Raw genomic sequence first — 20,449 nt, 5'->3', positions numbered from 1 at the left:
ACCTCCGGCCCGGAGAGCGAGGTCGTCAAGCTGCTCCCGGCACTGACCATCTCGCCCGAGGAGCTGGACGAGGGCCTGCGGATCCTGGCCCGCGCGGTCACCGAGACCCTCTGAGGGGCCCCGGTCCGGCGGTGTGCGCGGCCCGTGTTCCGCCGAGCACCGCCTCTCCCACCTCCCGCCTCCCCGCTCTTCCCGCCGAGCCCCGACGGAGTCCCACCGGGACTCGGCGGAGGGGACGGGCCTTCCTCCACGAGGGCGGACCACACCGATTCGCCCCACCGGTAATCCACCGATCCCACGGGTGCCGCGCGGCACCCACCGGAAGTCGGCCACGGGACGGTCCACGTCCCGGCCGACGACGAACGGAGTTCGACCATGCGTATTCGACACCATGTCTCCATCGCCGTGGCGGCGCTGACCGCCGTGGGCGCCTCCGTCGCCCCGGCCGTCGCGGTCGAGCAGATCGGCGAGCAGGACAGCACCTTCCTGAAGGCCGCCCACCAGGGCAACCTCGCGGAGATCGCCGCCGGGCAGGACGCGCTGCGCAACGCCCGCACCGCCTGCGTGCGGAACGTGGGCTCCATCCTGATCCGTGACCACACGCGGCTGGACGCGCAGGGCAAGGCACAGGCGGACAAGTTCGGCGTCTCCCTGCCGACCGCCCCCGACCCCGAGCAACAGCGGCAGTTGGCGGACGTCCGTGCCAAGGCCGGCACGGACGCATACGACAGGGCCTGGCTGCGGGTGCAGGCCGCCTCCCACGAGAAGACCCTGGCCCTGATCGACCAGGAGATCCGGGCCGGGCAGAACCCCGAGGTCAAGGCGGTCGCCCGAGCCGCCCGGCCGGTCGTCGCCATGCACCTGGAGATGGTGCGCGGGGGTACCTGCCGCGAACACGCCACCACCACCTCCGTCCCCGCCGGCGACGGAGGCCAGGCGGCCCGGGCCCAGGCACCGGCCCCGCGCGGAACCGCCCAAGCGGTCGCCCTGGGCGGTGGGTTCCTCCTCACCGCGGCCGGTGCCGTGTGGATCGTCCACGCCCGCCGTGCCTCGGCAGACCGCTGACCGCCCCTCCACCGTGCGCGGCCGGCCGCGACGGTGGCGCGGCCCGGGGCCGGTCACGGCCGGCCCCGGGTTCGCGGTCGTCCTCGCGGGGTTGACGGTGGCCGTCGCCGGCGTCCTGCTGCCGGTCGCTCCCGCCCCGCCGGCGGGGAACGCCGGAACCGTGCCCGGAACCGGCCGCGCGGCGGTGCCGGCCGCTTCTCCGCCGGCCTCGACGGCACCGGCGACCCCGACGGCACCGCCGTTGGCCCTCACCGTTCCCGGTCGTTTCACCGCTCCGGTGGAGGCCGTGGCGGCCGACGCCGACGGGGCTCTCCGCCTTCCCGAGTCACCGCACCGGCTGGGCTGGTGGGCGCTCGGGGGCACGCCCGGTTCCGGGCGGGGCACCGTACTGGTGGCCGGGCACGTCGACCTCCGGCACAAGGGCCCGGGGGTGTTCGCCGCCCTGCGCGAGGTGCCCCTCGGCGCGCGCGTCGAGCTCGTGACGGCGGACGGCGAACGTCACCGCTACCTGATCACAGCGCGCCGCGTCCACCGCAAGGAGGCGCTGCCCCGGGACCTCTTCGACGCCGAGGGCGCCGCCAGGCTGGCCCTGGTCACCTGTACGGGCCGCTGGCGACCGGAGGCGGGAGGCTACGAGGAGAACCTCGTGCTGTACGGCGTTCCGGTCGCGTCCCGCGCGGAGCCGGACCGGCTCCGGTCCGGCTCCGCCCGGTAGGCGCGGCAGCGGTTGTGGTCAGCGCAGGAGGCCCAGGGGGACGGCGTTCGCCATCGCCTCGGCTCCGGCGTCGTTGGGGTGCAGGTGGTCGCCGCTGTCGTAGCGGGGGTTCAGCCGCCCCGGGTCGGCGGGGTCGCGCAGGGCCTTGTCGAAGTCGATCACCCCGTCGAACTCTCCGCTGGTGCGGATCCAGCGGTTGACGGCCTGGCGCGCGGCCTCGTTCTCCTCGCTGTGGAAGCCGAGGGTGTCGTTCTCGAACGGCAGGATGGTGCCGCCGTGGATTTTCAGTCCGCGCTCGTGGGCGCGGGCGATGAGCTGTCGGTGGGCGTCGATGATGTCCCGGGCGGTGACCTTCTCGGACGCGGGGGCGGTGGTGCCCGGGTGCCCCAGGTCGTTGACGCCGAGCAGGACGATGACGTGTTCGACGCCGGGCTGGGCCGACACGTCGCGGTCGAAGCGGCGCAGCGCGCTCGGTCCGAAGTAGGCCGCGTACGCCTCGGCGTCGGAGCCGGCCGGCGGGTTGGGGTCGTGCAGGAGGCGGTTGCCGCTGACGCCCTGGTTGAGCACCCCTTGGGCGTGGGGGCCGGGGGCGGAGCGCAGGCGCCGGGCGAGGAAGTCGGGCCAGCGGTGGTTGGCGTTCACCTCGGTGTCGGAGCCGTCGGTGATGGAGTCGCCGAGGACGACGACGGCCGAGGTCGGGGCCTTCGAGGGACGGTCGGCGCTCACGCTCACGCCGGTCAGGAAGTACCAGCGGTCGAAGGTGGCGGTCGGTTCGATGTCCGTCTCGGCGGTGACGTTGCCGGCGGCGACGTGGTTGTGCTGGAAGGCGAAGGCGTGGACGGTCGAGCCCGGGGTGCGCTCGGGCAGGTGGATGCTGATCACCAGGTCGGATCCCGCGGGCACCTTCAGGGAGACGGGGTCGCTGAGCACGGGCGCGCCCGCGGGGACGGTGACGGAGGCGCGTCCGCCGAAGGTGAGGGCGCGGTCGGTGCGGGGGTCGACGCGGGTGGTCGACGTGCCGTGGGCCCGGCGGGCGACGCGGGCCTCGCCGATGACCAGGGGCCGGTCGCCGAACTCGTTCGACAGTCGGATGCGGACCTTGTCCCCGCCGACGCTGGTGTGGACGGTCTGGCGGATGGTCTGGTTCTCGAAGACGGTGGTGTCCGAGGCGGGGACGGCCGTGGGCGTGGTGGCCCAGGTGCCGACCCAGGCGCGGCCGGGGTTCTTGCCGGGCGCCGTGGACCTCGCGGGCGCGGCGGTCGGACCGGGCACGGCGGGGGTGGCCTGGACCGTGGTCAGGAGCAGGGCGCCGGTGAGCAGGGCCACGGCCCAGCCCCGGGCGCGCCCGGCGCGGCGGGTGCGCCGGGCGGTGGTGAAGCGTGTGGTGTGCGGTCTCACGTGGGGTCTCCTCCGGGCGTCGGGTCGGGGTCAGCCGCGGCGGGCGGGCCGGTCGAAGCGCCAGCCGTCGGCCCGCAGCAGCGGGACGATCCGGTCGACGGCCTCGACGGTCTGGCTCCGGTCGCCGCCGCCGTCGTGCATCAGCACCACGGCGCCGGGCGTCACGCCCTCCACGACACGGCGGACCAACTCGTCGGTGCCCGGGGGCTCCCAGTCGCCGATGGCCAGTCGCCAACCCAGCGGCTGCATCCCCATTTCGGCCGCGACCTCGGGGGTGGCGCCCCAACTGCCGTAGGGGGCGCGGAAGTAGCGGATCGGCACGCCGGGGACGACCTTGCGGATCTCGGCGTTGGTCGCCTCCAGGTCCGCGCGGATGTCCTCGGGCGACCAAGTGCTCATGTCGTCGTGGCGCATGGTGTGGTTGCACAGGGTGTGGCCGCCCTTGACGATGGCGCGCACGAGTTCGGGGTGCCGTCTGACGTGGTCGCCCCACAGGCAGAAGACCGCCTTGACGCGGTGCTCGCGCAGCACCTTCAGCAGGCGCGGGGTGTCGGTGGGGTTGGGGCCGTCGTCGAAGGTGAGGGCGAGGGTGCGGCCACCGTGCCGGGTGGAGTCGACGACGGTGGCGTTCGGCTGTCCCGCCTGTGCCGGTCCCGCCGCGGTCAGGGCACTCAGGCACAGTCCGGTGGTGAGCAGCAGGGGCATCGCGAGGCGGCGCAGCCTGCTCGGGCGTCGGGTGCGCGTTCCGGTCCGGGCCGCCCGTCCGGTGGTCCCGGTGGTCTTTCCTGCGGTGTCTGTGATGCCTGTGGTGCTTGTGGTCTCGGTCAACGATGGTCCCTTCCGGTGCGTCGTCGGGCCGGCGCTCCACCGGGGCGCTTCCGCGTGTCCGTACGGGCCGAACGACAGGGGCCGAAACCTTTCGGAAAACTTCCGGTCGAGCGGGGAGACCATAGAGAGGCCCCGAAGCGGCGTCAAGAGCGGTCCGCTTTCCGCTCGTGACCGCGTTTTCGCAGCTCAGGGTGGGTTTCAAGCCCGTTCCGGGGGCGTTCGCGCCGGGAAACGCCCCCAAGACCGCACGGGTGTCGGACCGGGACCGCCATTGTCCCGACACCCGTCTGATGACCTGGGAGGATTCCCGATGTCACCGTCTCACCACGGCGTCCCCGATGTCGCCGACATCCCTGACGTCCCCGCACGTCCCGTCACCCCCCACACCGACGACCGCGACCGGAGGACGGACATGCGCCACCGGTTCGACCCCGAACTGGCCGCGGCGCTCCCGCTGATGCCCGAGGTCGACATCACCGACGTCGAGGCGGCACGGATCTCGCAGGCGGGGCAACTGGCCGCGCGGGTCGCCGCGGCGGACACCACGGGGGTGGACGTCACCGAGGTCCGCGTGCCCGGACCGGAGGGCGCCCCCGACGTCCCGCTGCGGCTCTACCGGCCGCTTCGGGCCAAGGGGCCGCTGCCGGCCGTCTACGGCATCCACGGCGGCGGCTTCGTGCTGGGTTCGCCGGACGTCGACCACGACTGGAACCTGATGCTGTGCCGGGAGCTGGAGGCGCTGGTGGTCTCGGTCGACTACCGCCTGGCGCCCGAGCACCCCTTCCCCGCGCCCTTGGAGGACTGTTACGCCGGGCTGTGCCGGCTGGCGGGGAACGCCGCCGAGTGGGGCGTCCGGCCCGACCGGATCGCCGTGTGGGGCGACAGCGCCGGGGGCGCTCTGGCCACCGGGACCGCCCTGCTCGCCCGCGATCGGGGCGGACCCGCGATCCGCTTCCAGCACCTGTGCAGCCCGGCGCTCGACGACCGGCTCCGCACCCCCAGCGCACGGCTGTTCACCGACACCCCCGTGTGGAACCGGCGCAACGCCCGGCTGAGTTGGGATGCCTACCTGGGACGCGGGGTGCGAGGCACCGCCGGGGTCTCCCCGTACGCCGCCCCCGCCCGCGCCGGGGTCCTCGAACTGTCGGGGCTGCCGCCCGCCTACGTCTCGGTGATGGAGTTCGACCCGCTGCGGGACGAGGGCGTCGCCTACGCCCACGCCCTGCGGGCCGCGGGCGTGCCCGTCGAGCTGCGCCTGTTCCCCGGCACCTTCCACGGCGCCTGGGCGGTGGAGCACGCCTCCGTCATACGGCGCGCGACGGCCGAGGCCGTCGCGGTGCTGCGCGGGGCGCTGGGACGGTGAGGGGGGCGCGACGGTGAACGCTCAGTCGACGTCGGGCTTGCCGGCCAGCCGCAGGGCGTACAGCGCCAGTTGGGCGCGGAACCGGTCCCGCGGGTCGCGCAGGCGCCACCCCAGTTCCCTCTCGACGTGCGTCAGGCGCGCGGCCACCGAGCTGTGGTGCAGGTGGAGTTCGGCGGCGGCCTGCCGGAGCGAGCCCGTGCGGCAGAACGCGGCCAGGGCGGCCAGCGGGTCCGTGCCCTGCCCGCCCCGCTCGCGGTCGGCCAGTTCCGCCAGTCGCCGCACGTCCGCCTGCTCGCGCAGCCGTTCCACCGGGATGTCCGCCAGCAGCGCGACGGGGCCGAGTTCGTCGTGGTCGGCGACCGCCTCCTCCGGGGCGCCGGGCACCGTGAACCGCAGGGCCGCGCGGGCCTGTTCCCAGGAGGTCCGGGCGTCCAGGGGGTCGGCGGCGCCGCCGACCCCGACCCGTATCCCGCGCGCCGGAGCACGGTCCGCGCTCCGGTCGCGGGCCCGGTCGCGGACGGCCGCCCGCAGCTCCGCGGCCGGCGAGCCGGTGCCGCCGTGCGGGCCGCCGGGGCGCTGCACCAGCACCGCCCCCAGGGAGCCGACCCGCGCGACCCGCACGGAGCCCGGCAGCGCCCCGCGTCCCAGCAGCGCCACCGCCTCCACGCCCACGTCCGTCTCCCGGCCGCCGGCCACCGCGACCACCCGCAGCGGCGTCTCGGGGGCCAGGCCCAGCAGGCGCAGCGCGCGGGCGCGGTCGGGGGCGTCCTCGCGCCCGGAGAGCACCAGCTCGACCAGCGCCGGGTCGGCGGCGCGGGGCGGACGGGTCTGCCGGGGACGGCCGGCCAGCACCCGCGCGGCGATGGCCATCCACTCCAGGACCAGTTCGTCGAAGGGGCCCGGTGCGCCGGGCCGCTCCAACCAGACCCGCCCGGCCGGTTCCAGCTCCACCCGGCCGGAGACGTGTCCGGGCGCGCCCGCGAGGGCGACGCCGCCCGGTCCGTACCGCGCGGCGCGGCCGTCGGGCAGTTCGAGGCCGGCCGGGCACCCGGCGAGTCCGGCGGTGGACCGGGCCAGGGTGGCCGGGTCGAGGCCGCCGCCGAGCAGCGCCTCGAAGTGGGCGATCACGCGCACGGCGGTGGCCGCGTCCGGGTCCAGCTCCGACAGCCGCAGCAGCAGTCCCTTCACAGTCCGCAGTCTAGGAAGGACCACACCACGACCGACAGGTCCGCGCAGCCGACGGAGTCCGCGGGGAGGAGGCGAGCGGGATCCCGCCTGGCGGCGCTCCTGCGGCCGGACGCCCCCTGACGGGGACACCTTCGGGCGTGCGTGGGGATTCATGGCTCGGGCCGCCTTCGGGAGCGGCGCTCCCGGAGGACTTCCACCCTCGGCACCATCCGGGTTCCAACCCGCCCGGACAACCACCACCTTCGCGCTGTTCTCGTCCCGTGGTGTCACGGTTCCGCACCCGGTGCAGGTGTATTCGCGGGCGTACCGCACTCCTGCTTCTCCACCACCGACGGTTCCGGTCGGAACAGCTCCCGCGCCAACGGGACCCGGAACCACGCGCAGCGGCAGTGGGGCGACACGGTCGGAGCGCGTACCCGGGGTACAGCGGCCCCCGGCCGCGCATCCGGATCCGGCACGGCACCGACGACGACACCATCCGCTGCCCGAACTTCACCGAGCAGATCGAGCGGTGGACCGATGTCCACGGCCTGAGCCGGACGCCCTCGGCCACCGACTCCCCGCAGCCGGGCTGGACCCGCTCCCGCCACGGCGGCACCGGCGACCGGGCCCCGACCCCGTCCCGGGAGCCTGCCGGGTCGCCTACACCGCCAACGCCTGGAACACCGGGCCGACCGCGACCGTCACCATCACCAACACCGGGAAGCCCGCCTCCTTCACCCTGAACGGGAGCGCCCCCTCCACCGCCTGACGGGATTCCGGTTCCGGCACGGCCCGGCACGACACGGCACGGTCCGGCCCCGGCGGGGAGCTTCCCGCCGGGGCCGGACCGTCCTCGGCTTCCGGACGGCCTCCGGATCAGCGGACGGCCGGCTGGTCGAACGTGTAGCCCTGGGACCTGAGCTGGGGGATGGTCTGGTCGACGGCCGAGACCGTCTGGCTCCGGTCGCCGCCGCCGTCGTGCATCAGCACCACGGCGCCGGGCGTCACGCCCTGCGTGATCCGGCGGACCAGCTCGCTCGTGCCCGGGGGCTGCCAGTCGTTGATCGCCAGCCGCCAGCCCAGCGGCTGCATGCCCATCGACGCCGCCACCTGCGGGCTCTGTCCCCAACTGCCGTACGGGGCGCGGAAGTAGGTGATCTGCGCGCCGGGCGCGGCCTGGCGGATCAGGGCGTTGGTCTGCTCCAGGTTCTGGCGGATCTGCTGCTGTGACCAGCTCCCCAGGTCCTGGTGGGACATGGTGTGGTTGCACAGTCGGTGACCGTCGGCGGCGATCTGCCGCACCAGGTGGGGGTACTGCCGCACGTGGTCGCCCCACAGGCAGAAGGTCGCCTTGACGCCGTGCCTGCGCAGCACCTCCAGCAGACGCGGGGTGTGGGTGGGGTCCGGGCCGTCGTCGAAGGTGAACGAGACGGTCCGGCCGCCGCTCTGGGTGGAGGTGACCACGGTGCCGTCGACGGCCTGGGCCGATCCCGTCGCGGTCAGGGCGCCCAGGCACAGTCCGACGGAGAGCAGCGCGGACATCGCCAGGCGGCGCGGGCGGCGGGAGGAGCGCGAGCGGCTCCGGAGGGGTCCGTCGGTGGTCCTCGATGTCATGATCAACTCTGGTTCCTTTCCGGTGCGGCGTCGGTCCGGCGCTCCTCGCCTCGGAGCGCGCCGACCCGATCCGCGCCGATGGGGGGTGAAAGTTTTCGGAACCTTTCCGGTCGAGCGGGGAGACAGTAGGAAGCCCCCGCTGTGGCGTCAAGCCTGGGGGCTCGGAGCCTTCGACGTGACGTTTCCGCTGGTCGGAGCGGTATTGGTGGAGCCGCCACGGCTCGTCGGCGGCCCGAAGAGCGAGCGGTTGTCGGTCCCCGGACGCCGTCCCTCCGCCAGTCGTCTGGCACCTCCGGCCCACTCGCGTGGCACCGCCACCGATTCTATAAATTGCAAAATTTTGCAATTCGGCAGATGCTGTAGTGGAGAAGCCGTCCCGCCAGGACGGCCCCCAAGGGCCCGCCACAGGGCCGCGAGAGCGCAAGAGACCGAGGATTTCCGTGCCGGTTCCGCTGTACCAGGCCAAGGCCGACTTCTTCCGCATGCTGGGACATCCGGTCCGCATCCGCGTGCTGGAACTGCTCCAGGACGGGCCGATGCCGGTGCGCGACCTCCTCACCGCGCTCGAGATCGAGCCACCCAGCCTCTCCCAGCAACTGGCGGTGCTGCGCCGCTCGGGCATCGTCACCGCCACCCGCGAGGGCTCCACCGTGGTGTACGAACTCGCCGGCGGGGACGTCGCCGATCTGATGCGGGCCGCCCGCCGCATCCTGACCGAGATGCTCGCCGGGCAGAAGGAACTCCTTGAGGAGCTGCGCGCGTCCGCGGGGGCCGAACCGGCGGAGGACCGGACGGCGGAAGCCGGGGTGACGGCGGAAGCCGAGGTCGTCGCGGAGTGAACACCGTCCTCGACCGGGTGTGGGCCCCGGTGCGTTCCCTGCTGCCCACCCGTGCCGACCTGGCCGCGATGGTCGCCCGTCCGCGCCAGGACCTCCTGGCCGGTCTGACCGTGGCGATCGTGGCGCTGCCCCTCGCCCTGGGCTTCGGCGTCTCCTCCGGGCTCGGCGCGGAGGCCGGGCTGGCCACCGCGGTGGTCGCGGGCGCCCTGGCCGCCCTCTTCGGCGGCTCCAACCTCCAGGTCTCCGGCCCCACCGGCGCGATGACCGTCGTGCTGGTCCCGATCGTCGCCGCCCACGGCCCTTCCGGGGTGCTGACCGTGGGTCTGCTCGCGGGCCTGATGCTGGTCGCGCTCGCCTTCGCGCGCGCGGGCCGCTGGATGCGGTACGTCCCCGCGCCCGTGGTCGAGGGCTTCACCCTCGGCATCGCCTGCGTGATAGCCCTCCAACAGGTGCCCAACGCCCTGGGCGTGCCCGTCCCGGAGGGCGATCGGGTCCTGGTCGTCGCCTGGCGGGCCGTGGAAGAGTTCGCCCACCGGCCGAACTGGACGGCCGTGGCGCTGGCGCTCGGCGTCGCCGCCGTGATGCTGCTGGGCGCCCGGTGGCGTCCGACCGTCCCGTTCTCCATCCTCGCGGTGATCGCCGCGACGGTGGTCGTCGAGGTCCTCCGCCCGGACGGCGCCACCCCGATCGGCGACCTGCCCTCCGGCCTGCCCGCGCCCTCCTTGGGCTTCCTCGACCTCTCGGAGCTGTCCTCGCTGCTCGCCCCGGCGGTGGCGGTGGCGGCGCTGGCCGCCCTGGAGTCGCTGCTGTCGGCGTCGGTGGCGGACGGCATGACGGTCGGCCAGCGGCACGATCCCGACCGGGAGCTGTTCGGACAGGGGCTGGCGAACATCGCCTCCCCGCTGTTCGGCGGCGTCCCCGCCACCGGCGCCATAGCCCGCACCGCCGTCAACGTCCGCACCGGCGCCCGCTCCCGGCTGGCGTCGCTCTCGCACGCCGCCGTCCTCGCCGTCGTCGTCTTCGCCGCCGCGCCGCTGGTCTCCCGCATCCCGCTGGCCGCGCTGGCCGGTGTGCTGCTGGCCACCGCCGTGCGCATGGTGGAGGTCGGCTCGCTGCGCGCGATGGTCCGCGCCACCCGCTCCGACGCGATCGTCCTGGTGTTGACGGCCGTGACGACCCTGGTGCTGGACCTGGTGTACGCGGTGATCGCCGGCCTGGTCGTCGCGGGCACGCTCGCCCTGCGGGCGGTGGCCCGGCAGGCCCGCCTGGACCAGGTGGACGTCACCCCGGACCTGCCCGGCGAGCACGGCGACGAGGAACGCGCCCTGCTGTCCGAGCACATCGTCGCCTACCGGATCGACGGACCGCTGTTCTTCGCCGCCGCCCACCGCTTCCTGCTGGAGCTGTCCGAGGTCGCCGACGTGCGCGTGGTGATCCTGCGCATGTCGCGCGTGACGACGGTGGACGCCACCGGCGCGCTCGTCCTCAAGGACGCGATCGAGAAGCTGAGCGGGCGCGGCATCACCGTGCTGGTCTCCGGCGTACGGCCCGGCCAGCGGCACGTCCTGGAGTCCGTCGGCGCGCTGGACGCCGTGCGCCCGGAGGACCGCGCGTACGCCGACACACCCGAGGCGATCCGGGGCGCCCGCGCGTACCTGCGCGGCGCCGGGATCCTGCCCGGCCCCGTCGGGGAGCCCGCGCCGGCCCACGCCGTCTCCGGCCCCGCCTCCACCCCTGCCACAGCCTCCGCCGAGGAGTCCGTCCCATGAGCAACACCCCCACACGGCTGGTCGCGATCTCCGGTGAGGAGGCCCTGTACCTCCTCTCCGGAGCCCCCGCGGGGCGCCTGGTGTACCGGTGGCGGCAGGGCACCGCCGTACGGCCCGCGACCCACGTCCTGGAGTACGGACGGCTGGTCGTCCGCGCCCCGGTCCCGGACACCGTCCTGACCGGAGGGGACGCGCTCGCCTACCACGCCGACGCGATCGACGCGGCCTCCCACACCGGCTGGTCGGTGACCGTCGAGGGCCCGGTCTCTGCCGTCACCGACCCGGACGAGGCCGCCCACCACCTCCGCACCCTGCCCGGTCGGCCGCACGGCCGGCACGACCTGCTGTTCCACCTCGACCCCCGGTCCGTCCACGGCCACCGCCTCGTCCCGGCCGATCCCTCGGCGCGGCCAAGGCCGGCACGGCTACCGTGAGCCCATGGAGATCTGGATCAATCCCGCCTGCTCGAAGTGCCGCAGCGCGGTGAACCTGCTGGACGCCGAGGGCGCCGAGTACACCGTCCGCCGCTATCTGGAGGACCCGCCGAGCGAGCGGGAGCTGCGGGAGGTGCTGGAGCGGCTCGGGCTGGAGCCGTGGGACATCACCCGGACGCAGGAGGCCGAGGCCAAGGAGCTGGGCCTGAAGTCCTGGCCGAGGGAGCCCGCCGAGCGGGACCGGTGGATCGAGGCGCTGGCGAGGCACCCGCGGCTGATCCAGCGGCCGATCATCACCGCCGACGACGGCTCGGCCGTCGTGGCGCGCTCCGAGGACGCCGTGCGCGACGCGCTGTCCCGCTAGGGCCCCACCCGCACGGTGCGGTGGGCGCGCGGTTCACCCCGTGGGGTGCTGGCGCCCCGGTCCGGCCGCGTCCCCCGGTCGCACCAGGCGCCGCCACCGGCGGGGCGGCCTCTGGCGGGGCGCCGGCGCCGTGTCGCCCGCCGACGCCGGCGCCGCACCGGCCGCCGTCGCTCCCGCCGCCGTCACGCCCGTCGCCGTCACCGTGTCCGACCGCGGGGCGGGCGGGGGCGCGAACGGGTTGCGGGCGTGGCGCGGGGTGAAACGGACGGGCAGGGCGTCCAGGCGGCGGGACCAGGAGGTGGCGGTCCAGGTCAACTCGTCCTCGGGGACGGCCAGTCGCAGGTCCGGCAGCCTGGCGAGCAGGGTCTCGATGCCGGAGCCGGTGACGGCCCGCCCGATGTCCTGCCCCGGGCACTCGTGCGGCCCGCTGTTGAACGCCAGGTGCGAACGGTTGCCGTACATCTCCTCGCCGGCCGTCCGGCCGATCGCCGGGTCGACGTTCCCGGCGGCCACACAGAGCAGCAGCAGGTCCCCCTCGCGGACCTCCCGTCCGGCGATCTCCATGTCGTGGGTGGGGAACCGTCCCGGAAGCACCATCAGCGGCGGCTCGTCCCACAGGATCTGCTCGACGGCGGCCTGGAGCGTCATCCGGCCGCCGTCGAGAGTGCCGCGGAAGCGCGGGTCGGTGAGGACCATCCGCAGCGTGTTGACCATCAGGTTGGTGGTGGTCTCGTTGGCCAGGACCAGAACCAGCCGCAGGTGCTGTCGGACCTCCTCGTCGTCGAGGTTCGCCTCGTGCGCGATCAGCCAGGAGGCGAGGTCGGGCCCGGGCGCGCGGTGCTTCTCCACCACCAACCGGCCCAGGATCTCGTGGATGTGGCGGTCGGCCTCCAGCGCCTTCTCGGTGCCCTTGACGAGCTGTCGGCTGGCTTCGACCAGCCGGGCCCCCTCGTCGTCGGGGAGGCCGAAGAGGTCGGTCAGCACCATCATCGGCAGCAGCTCGGCGAACCGGCCGACCAACTCGACGTGTCCGGCCCCGGCGAACCCGTCGACGAGTTGGTGGGAGCGTCGGTGGACGTGGCGGCGGATGGCGCGGCGGTCGAAGCTCTCCAGGCTGTCCTTGACCGCGCCGCGCAGCCGCTTGTGCTCGTGCCCGTCCTGGGAGATGCAGTCGGGTCGCCAGGCCAGCACCGGCATCAGCGGGGAGTCGTCGGGGACCCTCCCCTCCGCCCGGTCGCGCCAGTGCCGGGTGTCGCGGGCGAAACGGCGCGGGTTGCGGGCGATCCGGAGGATCTCGTCGTAGCCGAGGACGAGCCAGGCGGGGACGTCGCCCTCCAGCAGGACGGGGCGATGGCGCCGTGTTCGGCGCGCAGCCGTTCGTAGACCCCCATGGGGTCGGCCGTGGCGGTGGGTCCGTACAGCCGGACGACGCCGCCGGGCCCCCGGTCCGGGTCGGAGGGCGCTCGGGAGGAAGCGTGGGCGGGGGCGTGGGCGGGGCAGCCCGGCGGGGGCGCCGCGGCACCGAAGAGGGGTCCGGTGTGCGCCCCGGTCGGTGCGGAGTCGGGGGATGGCGTGGTCACGGGGCCTCCGAGGTGGCGGTGGCGGAGTCGTAGAGGTGGCGCATCAGCGTCAGCAGGACGTCGCGGCCGGAGTCGAGCCTGCGGGCGTCGCAGTCGACCAGGGGGACGTGGTCGGGCAGGTCGAGCGCCGCTCTCAGGTCCGACGCCGGGTACACCGGGGCATCGGGGAAGTTGTTGACGGCGACGACGAAGGGGACACCGCCCTGTTCCAGGCGGTCCATGGCCGGGAAGCCGTCCTCCAGACGGCGGGTGTCCACCAGCACCACCGCGCCGAGCGCGCCCGCGATCACGCCGTTCCACAGGAACCAGAAGCGCTGCTGGCCAGGGGTGCCGAACAGGTAGAGGACGAGCCGGTCGTCGAGCGTGATCCGTCCGAAGTCCATGGCCACGGTCGTCTCGGTCTTGCGCTCCACCCCGAAGAGGTCGTCCACGCCGACACCGGCCTGGGTCATCGTCTCCTCGGTGGTCAGGGGACGGATCTCGCTGACCGAGCGCACCATGGTCGTCTTGCCCACGCCGAAGCCCCCGACCACCACCACCTTGACCGACCTCTCGGTCGAGGTCGGCAGCAGATCCTCGCGCCGCGGTCCCAGGGGGAGTTCAGAGTCGTTGTAATCCATCGATCAGCGCTTTCAGGATCTCGACGTCGGGTTCCACGGCGGCCGTGACGTGTGCCGTGCGGGTCTGCCGCGCCTCCACCAGGGACTCGGCGAGCAGGTCCGCCAGCAGCACGTGGACGGCGCTGAACGGCAGGTCCAGGTACGCCGACACCTCGGCCACGGAGAGCGGGTTGGCGCACATGCGCAGGATGGAGACGTGTTCGGGGCGCATGCCGGGTCGCGGTTCGGAGCGGGCCACGATCAGGGTGACCAGGTCCAGCACCTGTGCGTCCTCGGCCTCGGTGCGCCCGCCGGTGACGACGTACAGGGGAACGGGGGTGCCCTCCTCCCAGTCCCGTTCCCCCTTCCGGTCGCCCCCGCTCACCGCGCCTGCTCGGGGGCGCGGGGCGGGCTGGCGAGGTGGTCGCCGATGCGGATCACCAAGTCCCTCATGCGCCGGCTCATCAGTCCGGCGTCCACGCCCTCGTCGGCGGTCACCGCGAGGTAGGAGTTGGCGGCGGCGGCCATGAGGTAGAAGAAGCCGCCGTCGACCTCCAGGACGACCATGCGCACCTCGCCCTCGCCGTGCGGGAGCTCCGCGGCCACCGACTGCGCCAGGCTCTTGAGTCCGGAGGACGCGGCGGCCAGCCGGTCGGCGGTGTCCTTGTCGGCGCCGAACCGGGCCATGCACAGCCCGTCGGCGGACAGCAGCACGATGTGCCGGGTGTGGGGGACGGTGGCGGCCAGGTCCTTGAGCATCCAGTCCATGTTCTTGAGCCGCTGCCGCGTCACGTGCTACTCACCTGATTCCACTACTGGGTCCGCGACTCGTCGCCGGTCGCCGGGGTTGTTCGGGGTCTGGGGGGTGCGGGGGATGCGGGGGGCGTTCGGGGAGCGGTGCCCCTCCCGTCGCCCGCGTCCCTCTCGTCGGGCCCGGCGAAGAAGGCGCCCATCCACAGTCCCGTGTCGGGGTGGACCTCCAGGGGCGGTCGGCCGTCCGCCCGCCGCGCGGCGGGGACGGCGGACGGGGCTCCCGGCGCCCCGCCCGTGGCCCGGACGGCGTGCCGGCGGCGGCGCTGGGGCAGCCCGTTGGCGTTCCGTTCGACGGCGACCGTCTCCTCCACCGCGTCCGGGCGCGGGTCGGTCGCCCTCGGCCGTCGGGGCACGGGGCCGGGGGGACGGCCGCCGACGCGGAGCAGGCCGTCCTTGGGCAGTGCGGTGAGCAGGGAGTGCGGGACGAAGACGACCGCGCGGACACCGTCGCAGGTGGAGGGGCGCAGGGAGATCCGCAGGTTGAGCCGGCCCGCCATGATGCCCGCGACGCGCAGGCCCATGCGGGCCGTCTCGCCGAGGTCCTCCAGGTCCAGGCCGTCGGCCGCCTGGGTGAGCAGGAACTCGGCGTGTTCGCGAGTCTCCTCGGTGAGGCCGACGCCCTTGTCCTCGATGGAGACCTCGATCCCGGAGGCCACCTCCTCGGTGTTGACGATCACCTTGGTGCTGGGCGGGGAGTAGCGGGTGGCGTTGTCCATCAGTTCGCTGAAGACCAGGCTCAGCGGCTCGACGACCGGGCCGTGCACCGCGACCTCGGCGACGCGGTGGAGTTCGATGCGCAGGTACTCGGCGATGGGGGCGCTGCCCGCGCGCAGCACGTCGTAGAGCGAGACCGGCTTCTGCCACTGGCGCGCCGGGCTGCCGCCGCCGAGGACGGCCAGGCTGGTGGCGACGCGGCCGGCGACGTTGACGCCGTGCTCCAGGTGCATCAGATCGCCCAGGATCTCCGGGCCGGGGTGTTTGAACTGCATCCTGCGCAGGTCGGCCTGGAGGCGGTGGATCTCGGCCTGGATGCGGCAGGCGATGTTGACGATCGCGCGGCGGGCGGAGTCGCGCTGGTACTCGCGGTCCTGGACCGCCTGCACCACCACGCGGGTCAACTCCCGGTGGGCGGCGACCAGTCGCGGGTCGGAGTCGGCCGGGTGCAGGGAGGCGGGCACCACGTCGGCGGGCGCCTCGCCGCGCTGGACGGCCGCGACGATGGGGGGCATGACCTTGTGGCAGTACCGTTCGAGGTCCGCGAGTTGACGTTCGGCGCGCTGTTCCAGGGCGGTGATCGCGCGTCCTCGGCGCACCGCCTCGTAGGCGGCCACGGCGACCGCGAGCACCGCCGCGGCCCCGCACCAGGCGACCGCGGCCCGGGCCTCGTCGGCGACGGCGAACAGGGCTGCGACCGCGCAGGCGGTGACCAGTACAGGGGGGACGAGCCACACGCCCCCGCGGGCGGGGCGTCGGCCTCCCGTCGACGAGCCGGCAGGCTCCATGGGCATCCTCGGACTTCGGGGTGGACGGTGGACGGGGGAACGGGTCGGAGGGTGGACGGGACGGTGGTGCGGGGCGGCGGGTGCGGTGGGGAGGCGGCACGTCGGGGAATGCGCCGGTGGCACGGACCCCTGGCATACGCCCGCCCCAGGGGAGGCCCTCGGAGGCGGACTGCTCCCCTGGGCGTCCCCGCTGTCGGGGCGTGCGGGCGTCAGGACATCACGCACGGCGACGACAAGCCGTGACGGGGACGACTCGCTGCGTGACAGGGAGCATAGGGGGATCCGGCGGGCCGTCGCAGAGACTTGACAAATACGATCCGAATATGCGGTCACGCGGACGGTTCGCGGGCGAGCGTCAGCACCCGGTACAGCGCGTTCGTCCCTCTTTGCCGGGGTTTACGCTCCGGAAATGCATGGCCAAAGCCGGACACATGTTCCATCACTCGAACGGGTGACATCCCGCTCCCGTCCCGTTCCCCGGGGACCTCGGGAGGCGTGGCGTGTTCCCGCCGCCACGAACTCCGCGCACCCCGTCGCCGGGTGGCGGCCGGCGGACGCGGCGGCGGACGTGCGTCCCGTCGGGGTCAGCCGGCGAGCCGGGCCTCCGCCGCCGCCAGGATCTCCGTCACCCGCACCCCGAACCGTATGTCGCACGGGTGCGGTTCACCGGTGCGGGCCGAGGCGAGCAGCGCGTCCACGGCGTGCCCCAGGGCGGCGACCGCGTCCGTCTCCCCCTCGGGCAGCGTCACCGCGCCCGAGGCGCCGCGCAGTTCCACCCGGGTCACGGACGCCGCCGGGGCCACGGCGAGACCGAGCGCGCAGGTGCTGGAGGCGCCCGAGGCGTGCCGCAGGGCGAGCTGGACGACCTCCCCGGCGCCGGAGACGGCGGCCACCGAACCGTCCAGGTCGGCCACGTCGCCGAGCACCGGCAGCAGCACGGACAGGGCGTGCGGGCCGACGTCCCACAGCCCGCCCTTCTCCCGCCGCCAGGGCGAGGCCGCGAACGGGCTGTGCTCGGCGCCCTCGCCGAAGATCCCTCCGAGCCAGTCGGCGCGGCCGAGCTGCCAACCCCCCGTCTCCCGCTGCTCCTCGATCCACGCCGCCGTCTCGGGGCGGAACCGCAGGGTGAAGAAGACGACCGAGGCCACGCCCGCCGCCTCCACCGCGTCGGCGATCTCGCGGGCGCCGGCCACGGTGGTGGCCGGCGGCTTGTCCAGCAGCAGATGGCGCCCGGCCTTGGCCGCCCGTACGGCCAGGGGCGCCTGTATGTCCGGCGGCAGCGCCACCGCGACCGCGTCACAGTCGGCGATCAGGGCGTCCACGTCGTCGTAGGGCCGGCCGCCGAAGCGTTCGGCGATGTCCGCCGCCGCTTCCGGGCGACGACCCCACACCCCCGCCAACTCGACATCGGGATGGGCTCGCAGTGCGGGACCGTGGGCGAGTTCCGCCCAGGGGCCGGTACCGAGCAGGCCGAATCTCATGTCGCGGCGCCTCCTTGGCCGTACCGGTCAAGACGGGTGGGGCGTCGCCCACTATGCCGGACGCCCACCGGGCCGCGACATCCCCCTCCCCGTCGGTCGGGGGCGGGGTCCGGGGCGGGTTCGGGACCGGCCGGGGACGAGTACGGGCTCGCCGGTGAGGAGACTCGCCCATCCGAAGGGGCCGCGCCCGCTCCGGGCGGTGCATCGCGGAAAAGCGGGTACGCGCCCGGCATGGCTGTGCGACACGTATGGGTGAACAGGAAGCCCGACAGGGTGTGGAGCGTGCTCGGCGACGCCGACCAGTACCAGAAGTGGGTCGTGGGCACCCGCGAGACCCACGAGTCCGAGGGCCACTGGCCCGAGGTCGGCACCACCCTGCGCTACGCGATCGGCAGGGGACCGCTGACCGTGCAGGGCCACACCATCGTCCGCGTCCACGAGCCGCCCGAGCGGCTGGAGTTGGAGGCGTCGGCGGGACGACTGGGCACCGCCCGCATCGCCATCCGCGTCACCCCCTGGGGCGAGGGCACGCTGATCACCATGGACGAGCACCCCCTGCGCGGCGCCGTCGCCCGACTCCACACCGCTCCCCTGGACGTGGCGCTGCAACTGCGGCACCGACTGATGCTGTCGCGGCTGAGGAGCGTGGTGGAGGAAGGCCGCTCGCGACAGGACAAGGAAGCGGGACAGCACGTATGACGCACACCGACGACCGACCCGCCGGGGACCGCCCCGACCGGGCCCACCGCCGGCCACCGGGTGTGGACGACGCCACCGTCGAGGCCGTCGGCAAGGTCTCCGAGGCCCTGGAGGCCACCGAACGGGCCCGTGGACACCTGTACTCCTTCCACCAGACGACCGGCCGGGCCGACCTGCTGCTGGGCGAGGCCGTGGAGCTGCTCCGCGCCGCCGGGCACGGCCGGGAGGCGGACCTGCTGGAGACCGAGATCCTCGGCCGCAACGTGATTCCCGGCCACTGGACGTTCCAGATCGTCGAGGGCTACGACGACCACTACTACCGGCCGTTCGTCGCCGCCGAGGAGCGGGTGCGCGATCTGGTGGGGGGCCTGCGCCACCTGTACGAGGCGGAGATGAAGGAGGCCCGGCGCACCCACGGCCACGCCGCCCACACCGCCCACCCCGACACCCCCCGCGCCTGACCCGGCCCCGACCGGTCCGTCCCGCCACACCACTTCCCGTCCCGTCCGCAGGAACCACCAGGAGTCACCGATGACCGACGCGCCCGACGCCGTCGTGGTGGGAGCCGGCCCCAACGGGCTGGTCGCCGCGAACATGCTGGCGGACGCCGGTTGGCGGGTGCTGGTCCTGGAGGCCCAGCCCGAACCCGGCGGCGCCGTCCGCAGCGACCGCGGCGTCCACCCCGACTACGTCAACGACCTGTTCAGCTCCTTCTATCCGCTGGCCGCCGCCTCCCCCACCATCCGCGCCCTGGAGCTGGAGCGCTGGGGCCTGACGTGGAGCCACGCGCCGGCCGTCGTCGCCAACCCCTTCCCCGACGGGAGTTGCGCCGTCCTGCACCGGAACAGGGAGGACACCGCCCGCAACCTGGAGACCTTCGCGCCCGGCGACGGGGACGCCTATCTGCGGCTGACGGATCTGTGGGACCGGCTCGGCCCCGACCTGCTGCGGGCGTTCCTCACCCCCTTCCCCCCGGTGCGTCCCGCGCTCTCCATGGCGGCCAAGCTGCGGGCGGCCGGCGGACTGCGGCTGCTGCGCATGCTGATGCTGCCCGTACGGCGCCTGGGCGAGGAGGAGTTCGACGGGCCCGGCGCCCCGACGCTGCTGGCCGGGTGCGCGCTGCACGCGGACATCTTCCCCGAGTCCACGGCCGGGACGATCTACGGCTGGCTGCTGGCGATGATGGGCCAGGAGGTCGGCTGGCCGGTGCCGACCGGCGGCGCGGGCATGCTCACCGCGGCCCTGGTCCGCCGTCTGGAATCGCTCGGCGGGACGGTCCGCTGCCAGGCCCGCGTGTCGAAGGTGGTCGTCGCGGACGGGCGCGCGCTCGGCGTGGTCACCGACGACGGGGACGCCGTGCGCGCCCGCCGCGCGGTCCTGGCGGACGTCTCCGCCCCCGCCCTGTACGGCGGGCTGGTCGACGGGGAGCACCTTCCGGCCCGGTTGCGGGACGACATCCGCCGCTTCCAGTGGGACGCCTCGACGTTCAAGGTGGACTGGGCGCTGTCCGGGCCCATCCCCTGGACCGCCCCCGAGGCGGCCGGGGCCGGCACCGTCCACCTGGCCGACGGCATGGACCACCTCACCCGCCACAGTGCCCAGTTGGCCACCGGCGCCGTCCCGGACCGGCCGTTCTGCCTGCTCGGCCAGATGACCGTCTCCGACCCGACCCGCTCCCCCGCCGGCACCGAGTCGGCCTGGGCCTACACCCACCTGCCGCAACGCGTCCGCGAGGACGCGGGCGACGGGAGCGTCACGGGCGCCTGGGGACCGGGCGAGCGGGAGGCCATGGCCGACCGGGTGGAGGCGGAGGTCGAACGCCGCGCTCCGGGCTTCCGCGACCGCGTCGTCGCCCGTCGGATCCTGGCCCCGCCGGATCTGAACGCCCTCGACGAGAACCTGGTCGGCGGCGCCCTCAACGGCGGCACCGCCGCCGTCCACCAGCAGCTCTTCTTCCGTCCCGTCCCCGGCGCGGGCCGGGCCACCACTCCCGTCCGGGACCTCTACCTCGCCTCGTCCTCCGCCCATCCGGGCGGCGGCGTCCACGGCGCCTGCGGCGCCAACGCGGCCCGCGCGGCCCTCGCCGCCGAACGCCCCCTCGACCACTACCTGCTGGCCCCGGCCCGGGACGCGATCCACCGCGCGACGACGGCGGGGCGCCGGTCGCGGTAGGCGCCGCCCCGGACCGCCCGCCACCAGCTCACGGCGTGCGCGGC

General features: G+C 74.6%; 19 protein-coding genes and 2 pseudogenes. 11 read left to right on the top strand and 10 right to left on the bottom strand.

Translation table 11 applies throughout. The features are described 5' to 3' along the window. Positions 1–375: 375 nt before the first annotated feature. Both IF47_RS0111490 and IF47_RS31045 read left to right on the top strand, forming a co-directional pair. Entirely contained in the window at positions 376–1,065 is a 690-nt protein-coding gene (locus IF47_RS0111490; RefSeq protein WP_078591737.1) for a DUF4142 domain-containing protein, read from the top strand. Beyond that, a complete protein-coding gene (locus tag IF47_RS31045) occupies positions 1,046–1,780 on the top strand; it encodes a class F sortase (protein WP_051717458.1) in 735 nt (244 codons plus the stop codon). The genes IF47_RS0111490 and IF47_RS31045 overlap by 20 nt, the downstream gene beginning before the upstream one ends. 18 nt (positions 1,781–1,798) lie before the next feature. On the opposite strand, the gene IF47_RS0111480 is transcribed toward IF47_RS31045, so the two are convergent. Both IF47_RS0111480 and IF47_RS0111475 read right to left on the bottom strand, forming a co-directional pair. Then, positions 1,799–3,178: an SGNH/GDSL hydrolase family protein gene (locus IF47_RS0111480; protein ID WP_031508565.1), complete on the bottom strand. Its 1,380-nt coding sequence runs from the start codon at positions 3,176–3,178 to the stop codon at positions 1,799–1,801. Positions 3,179–3,208: 30 nt separating this feature from the next. Next, positions 3,209–4,006 carry a polysaccharide deacetylase family protein gene (locus tag IF47_RS0111475; protein ID WP_211257189.1) on the bottom strand — a complete coding sequence of 266 codons (798 nt, stop codon included), beginning with the start codon at positions 4,004–4,006 and terminating at the stop codon, positions 3,209–3,211. A gap of 412 nt (positions 4,007–4,418) precedes the next feature. On the opposite strand from IF47_RS0111475, the gene IF47_RS0111470 reads away from it, so the two are divergent. Beyond that, on the top strand, positions 4,419–5,369 hold the full coding sequence (locus IF47_RS0111470) for an alpha/beta hydrolase (protein ID WP_031508562.1): 951 nt from the start codon (positions 4,419–4,421) through the stop codon (positions 5,367–5,369). A gap of 21 nt (positions 5,370–5,390) precedes the next feature. On the opposite strand, the gene IF47_RS0111465 is transcribed toward IF47_RS0111470, so the two are convergent. After that, positions 5,391–6,557 (bottom strand): PucR family transcriptional regulator, encoded by a 1,167-nt coding sequence (locus IF47_RS0111465; RefSeq protein WP_031508561.1) that lies wholly within the window; start codon positions 6,555–6,557, stop codon positions 5,391–5,393. 276 nt (positions 6,558–6,833) lie between these two features. On the opposite strand from IF47_RS0111465, the pseudogene IF47_RS31465 reads away from it, so the two are divergent. Continuing rightward, positions 6,834–7,308, top strand: a pseudogene (locus IF47_RS31465) (extracellular catalytic domain type 1 short-chain-length polyhydroxyalkanoate depolymerase); the annotation flags it as partial. A 107-nt stretch (positions 7,309–7,415) separates the two neighbouring features. Here IF47_RS31465 and IF47_RS0111455 read toward each other — a convergent pair. Then, positions 7,416–8,153 (bottom strand): polysaccharide deacetylase family protein, encoded by a 738-nt coding sequence (locus IF47_RS0111455; protein WP_211257188.1) that lies wholly within the window; start codon positions 8,151–8,153, stop codon positions 7,416–7,418. A gap of 440 nt (positions 8,154–8,593) precedes the next feature. On the opposite strand from IF47_RS0111455, the pseudogene IF47_RS0111450 reads away from it, so the two are divergent. The 4 genes and pseudogenes from IF47_RS0111450 to IF47_RS0111435 all read left to right on the top strand — a co-directional run. After that, a pseudogene (locus IF47_RS0111450) lies at positions 8,594–8,911 on the top strand (ArsR/SmtB family transcription factor); the annotation flags it as partial. A 149-nt stretch (positions 8,912–9,060) separates the two neighbouring features. Next, positions 9,061–10,761: a SulP family inorganic anion transporter gene (locus IF47_RS0111445; protein WP_425423578.1), complete on the top strand. Its 1,701-nt coding sequence runs from the start codon at positions 9,061–9,063 to the stop codon at positions 10,759–10,761. After that, complete coding sequence (locus IF47_RS0111440; RefSeq protein ID WP_037732389.1) at positions 10,758–11,195, top strand: pyridoxamine 5'-phosphate oxidase family protein; 438 nt, start codon at positions 10,758–10,760, stop codon at positions 11,193–11,195. Before IF47_RS0111445 ends, IF47_RS0111440 begins: the two co-directional genes overlap by 4 nt. Positions 11,196–11,199: 4 nt before the next feature. After that, a complete protein-coding gene (locus IF47_RS0111435) occupies positions 11,200–11,559 on the top strand; it encodes an arsenate reductase family protein (protein ID WP_031508553.1) in 360 nt (119 codons plus the stop codon). 33 nt (positions 11,560–11,592) lie between these two features. On the opposite strand, the gene IF47_RS27710 is transcribed toward IF47_RS0111435, so the two are convergent. The 6 genes from IF47_RS27710 to IF47_RS0111405 all read right to left on the bottom strand — a co-directional run bounded on the left by IF47_RS27710 (position 11,593) and on the right by IF47_RS0111405 (position 17,534). After that, the gene (locus tag IF47_RS27710; RefSeq protein WP_051717450.1) at positions 11,593–12,756 is read right to left on the bottom strand and encodes a cytochrome P450 family protein; all 1,164 of its coding nucleotides are present in this window, start codon (positions 12,754–12,756) and stop codon (positions 11,593–11,595) included. A 379-nt stretch (positions 12,757–13,135) separates the two neighbouring features. Then, positions 13,136–13,759: a GTP-binding protein gene (locus IF47_RS0111425; RefSeq protein ID WP_031508551.1), complete on the bottom strand. Its 624-nt coding sequence runs from the start codon at positions 13,757–13,759 to the stop codon at positions 13,136–13,138. Beyond that, positions 13,740–14,123, bottom strand: coding sequence for a DUF742 domain-containing protein (locus IF47_RS0111420; protein WP_031508550.1), 384 nt, complete (start codon positions 14,121–14,123; stop codon positions 13,740–13,742). The genes IF47_RS0111425 and IF47_RS0111420 overlap by 20 nt, the downstream gene beginning before the upstream one ends. Continuing rightward, positions 14,120–14,506 carry a roadblock/LC7 domain-containing protein gene (locus IF47_RS0111415; RefSeq protein ID WP_031508548.1) on the bottom strand — a complete coding sequence of 129 codons (387 nt, stop codon included), beginning with the start codon at positions 14,504–14,506 and terminating at the stop codon, positions 14,120–14,122. Before IF47_RS0111415 ends, IF47_RS0111420 begins: the two co-directional genes overlap by 4 nt. Before the next feature lie 44 nt (positions 14,507–14,550). Then, entirely contained in the window at positions 14,551–16,053 is a 1,503-nt protein-coding gene (locus IF47_RS0111410; protein WP_157839947.1) for an ATP-binding protein, read from the bottom strand. A 584-nt stretch (positions 16,054–16,637) separates the two neighbouring features. Beyond that, positions 16,638–17,534 carry a Gfo/Idh/MocA family protein gene (locus IF47_RS0111405; protein WP_031508546.1) on the bottom strand — a complete coding sequence of 299 codons (897 nt, stop codon included), beginning with the start codon at positions 17,532–17,534 and terminating at the stop codon, positions 16,638–16,640. Between the two features lie 231 nt (positions 17,535–17,765). Between IF47_RS0111405 and IF47_RS0111400 the strand changes: the two genes are divergently transcribed. The 3 genes from IF47_RS0111400 (at position 17,766) to IF47_RS0111390 (ending at position 20,405) form a co-directional block, all read left to right on the top strand. Then, positions 17,766–18,233 (top strand): SRPBCC family protein, encoded by a 468-nt coding sequence (locus IF47_RS0111400; protein ID WP_031508545.1) that lies wholly within the window; start codon positions 17,766–17,768, stop codon positions 18,231–18,233. Further along, positions 18,230–18,694, top strand: coding sequence for a hypothetical protein (locus tag IF47_RS0111395; RefSeq protein ID WP_031508544.1), 465 nt, complete (start codon positions 18,230–18,232; stop codon positions 18,692–18,694). Before IF47_RS0111400 ends, IF47_RS0111395 begins: the two co-directional genes overlap by 4 nt. A 70-nt stretch (positions 18,695–18,764) precedes the next feature. Continuing rightward, positions 18,765–20,405 carry a phytoene desaturase family protein gene (locus IF47_RS0111390; RefSeq protein ID WP_031508542.1) on the top strand — a complete coding sequence of 547 codons (1,641 nt, stop codon included), beginning with the start codon at positions 18,765–18,767 and terminating at the stop codon, positions 20,403–20,405. The last annotated feature ends 44 nt before the right edge of the window (positions 20,406–20,449 follow it).

The organism is Streptomyces megasporus (assembly GCF_000718985.1).
In the GTDB taxonomy this organism is placed as follows: Bacteria; Actinomycetota; Actinomycetes; order Streptomycetales; family Streptomycetaceae; genus Streptomyces; species Streptomyces megasporus.
The sequence above is the reverse complement of the archived record's forward strand: the minus strand, read 5'-3'. Positions and strand labels throughout refer to the sequence as shown.

Coding starts and splice junctions, on each gene's coding strand:
- IF47_RS0111490 (WP_078591737.1), top strand. CDS start 376: ATGCGTATTCGACACCATGTCTCCATCGCCGTGGCGGCGCTGACCGCC.
- IF47_RS0111470 (WP_031508562.1), top strand. CDS start 4,419: ATGCGCCACCGGTTCGACCCCGAACTGGCCGCGGCGCTCCCGCTGATG.
- IF47_RS0111455 (WP_211257188.1), bottom strand. CDS start 8,153: ATGACATCGAGGACCACCGACGGACCCCTCCGGAGCCGCTCGCGCTCC.
- IF47_RS0111445 (WP_425423578.1), top strand. CDS start 9,061: ATGGTCGCCCGTCCGCGCCAGGACCTCCTGGCCGGTCTGACCGTGGCG.
- IF47_RS0111440 (WP_037732389.1), top strand. CDS start 10,758: ATGAGCAACACCCCCACACGGCTGGTCGCGATCTCCGGTGAGGAGGCC.
- IF47_RS0111435 (WP_031508553.1), top strand. CDS start 11,200: ATGGAGATCTGGATCAATCCCGCCTGCTCGAAGTGCCGCAGCGCGGTG.
- IF47_RS27710 (WP_051717450.1), bottom strand. CDS start 12,756: ATGCCGGTGCTGGCCTGGCGACCCGACTGCATCTCCCAGGACGGGCAC.
- IF47_RS0111425 (WP_031508551.1), bottom strand. CDS start 13,759: ATGGATTACAACGACTCTGAACTCCCCCTGGGACCGCGGCGCGAGGAT.
- IF47_RS0111415 (WP_031508548.1), bottom strand. CDS start 14,506: ATGGACTGGATGCTCAAGGACCTGGCCGCCACCGTCCCCCACACCCGG.
- IF47_RS0111410 (WP_157839947.1), bottom strand. CDS start 16,053: ATGGAGCCTGCCGGCTCGTCGACGGGAGGCCGACGCCCCGCCCGCGGG.
- IF47_RS0111405 (WP_031508546.1), bottom strand. CDS start 17,534: ATGAGATTCGGCCTGCTCGGTACCGGCCCCTGGGCGGAACTCGCCCAC.
- IF47_RS0111400 (WP_031508545.1), top strand. CDS start 17,766: ATGGCTGTGCGACACGTATGGGTGAACAGGAAGCCCGACAGGGTGTGG.
- IF47_RS0111395 (WP_031508544.1), top strand. CDS start 18,230: ATGACGCACACCGACGACCGACCCGCCGGGGACCGCCCCGACCGGGCC.
- IF47_RS0111390 (WP_031508542.1), top strand. CDS start 18,765: ATGACCGACGCGCCCGACGCCGTCGTGGTGGGAGCCGGCCCCAACGGG.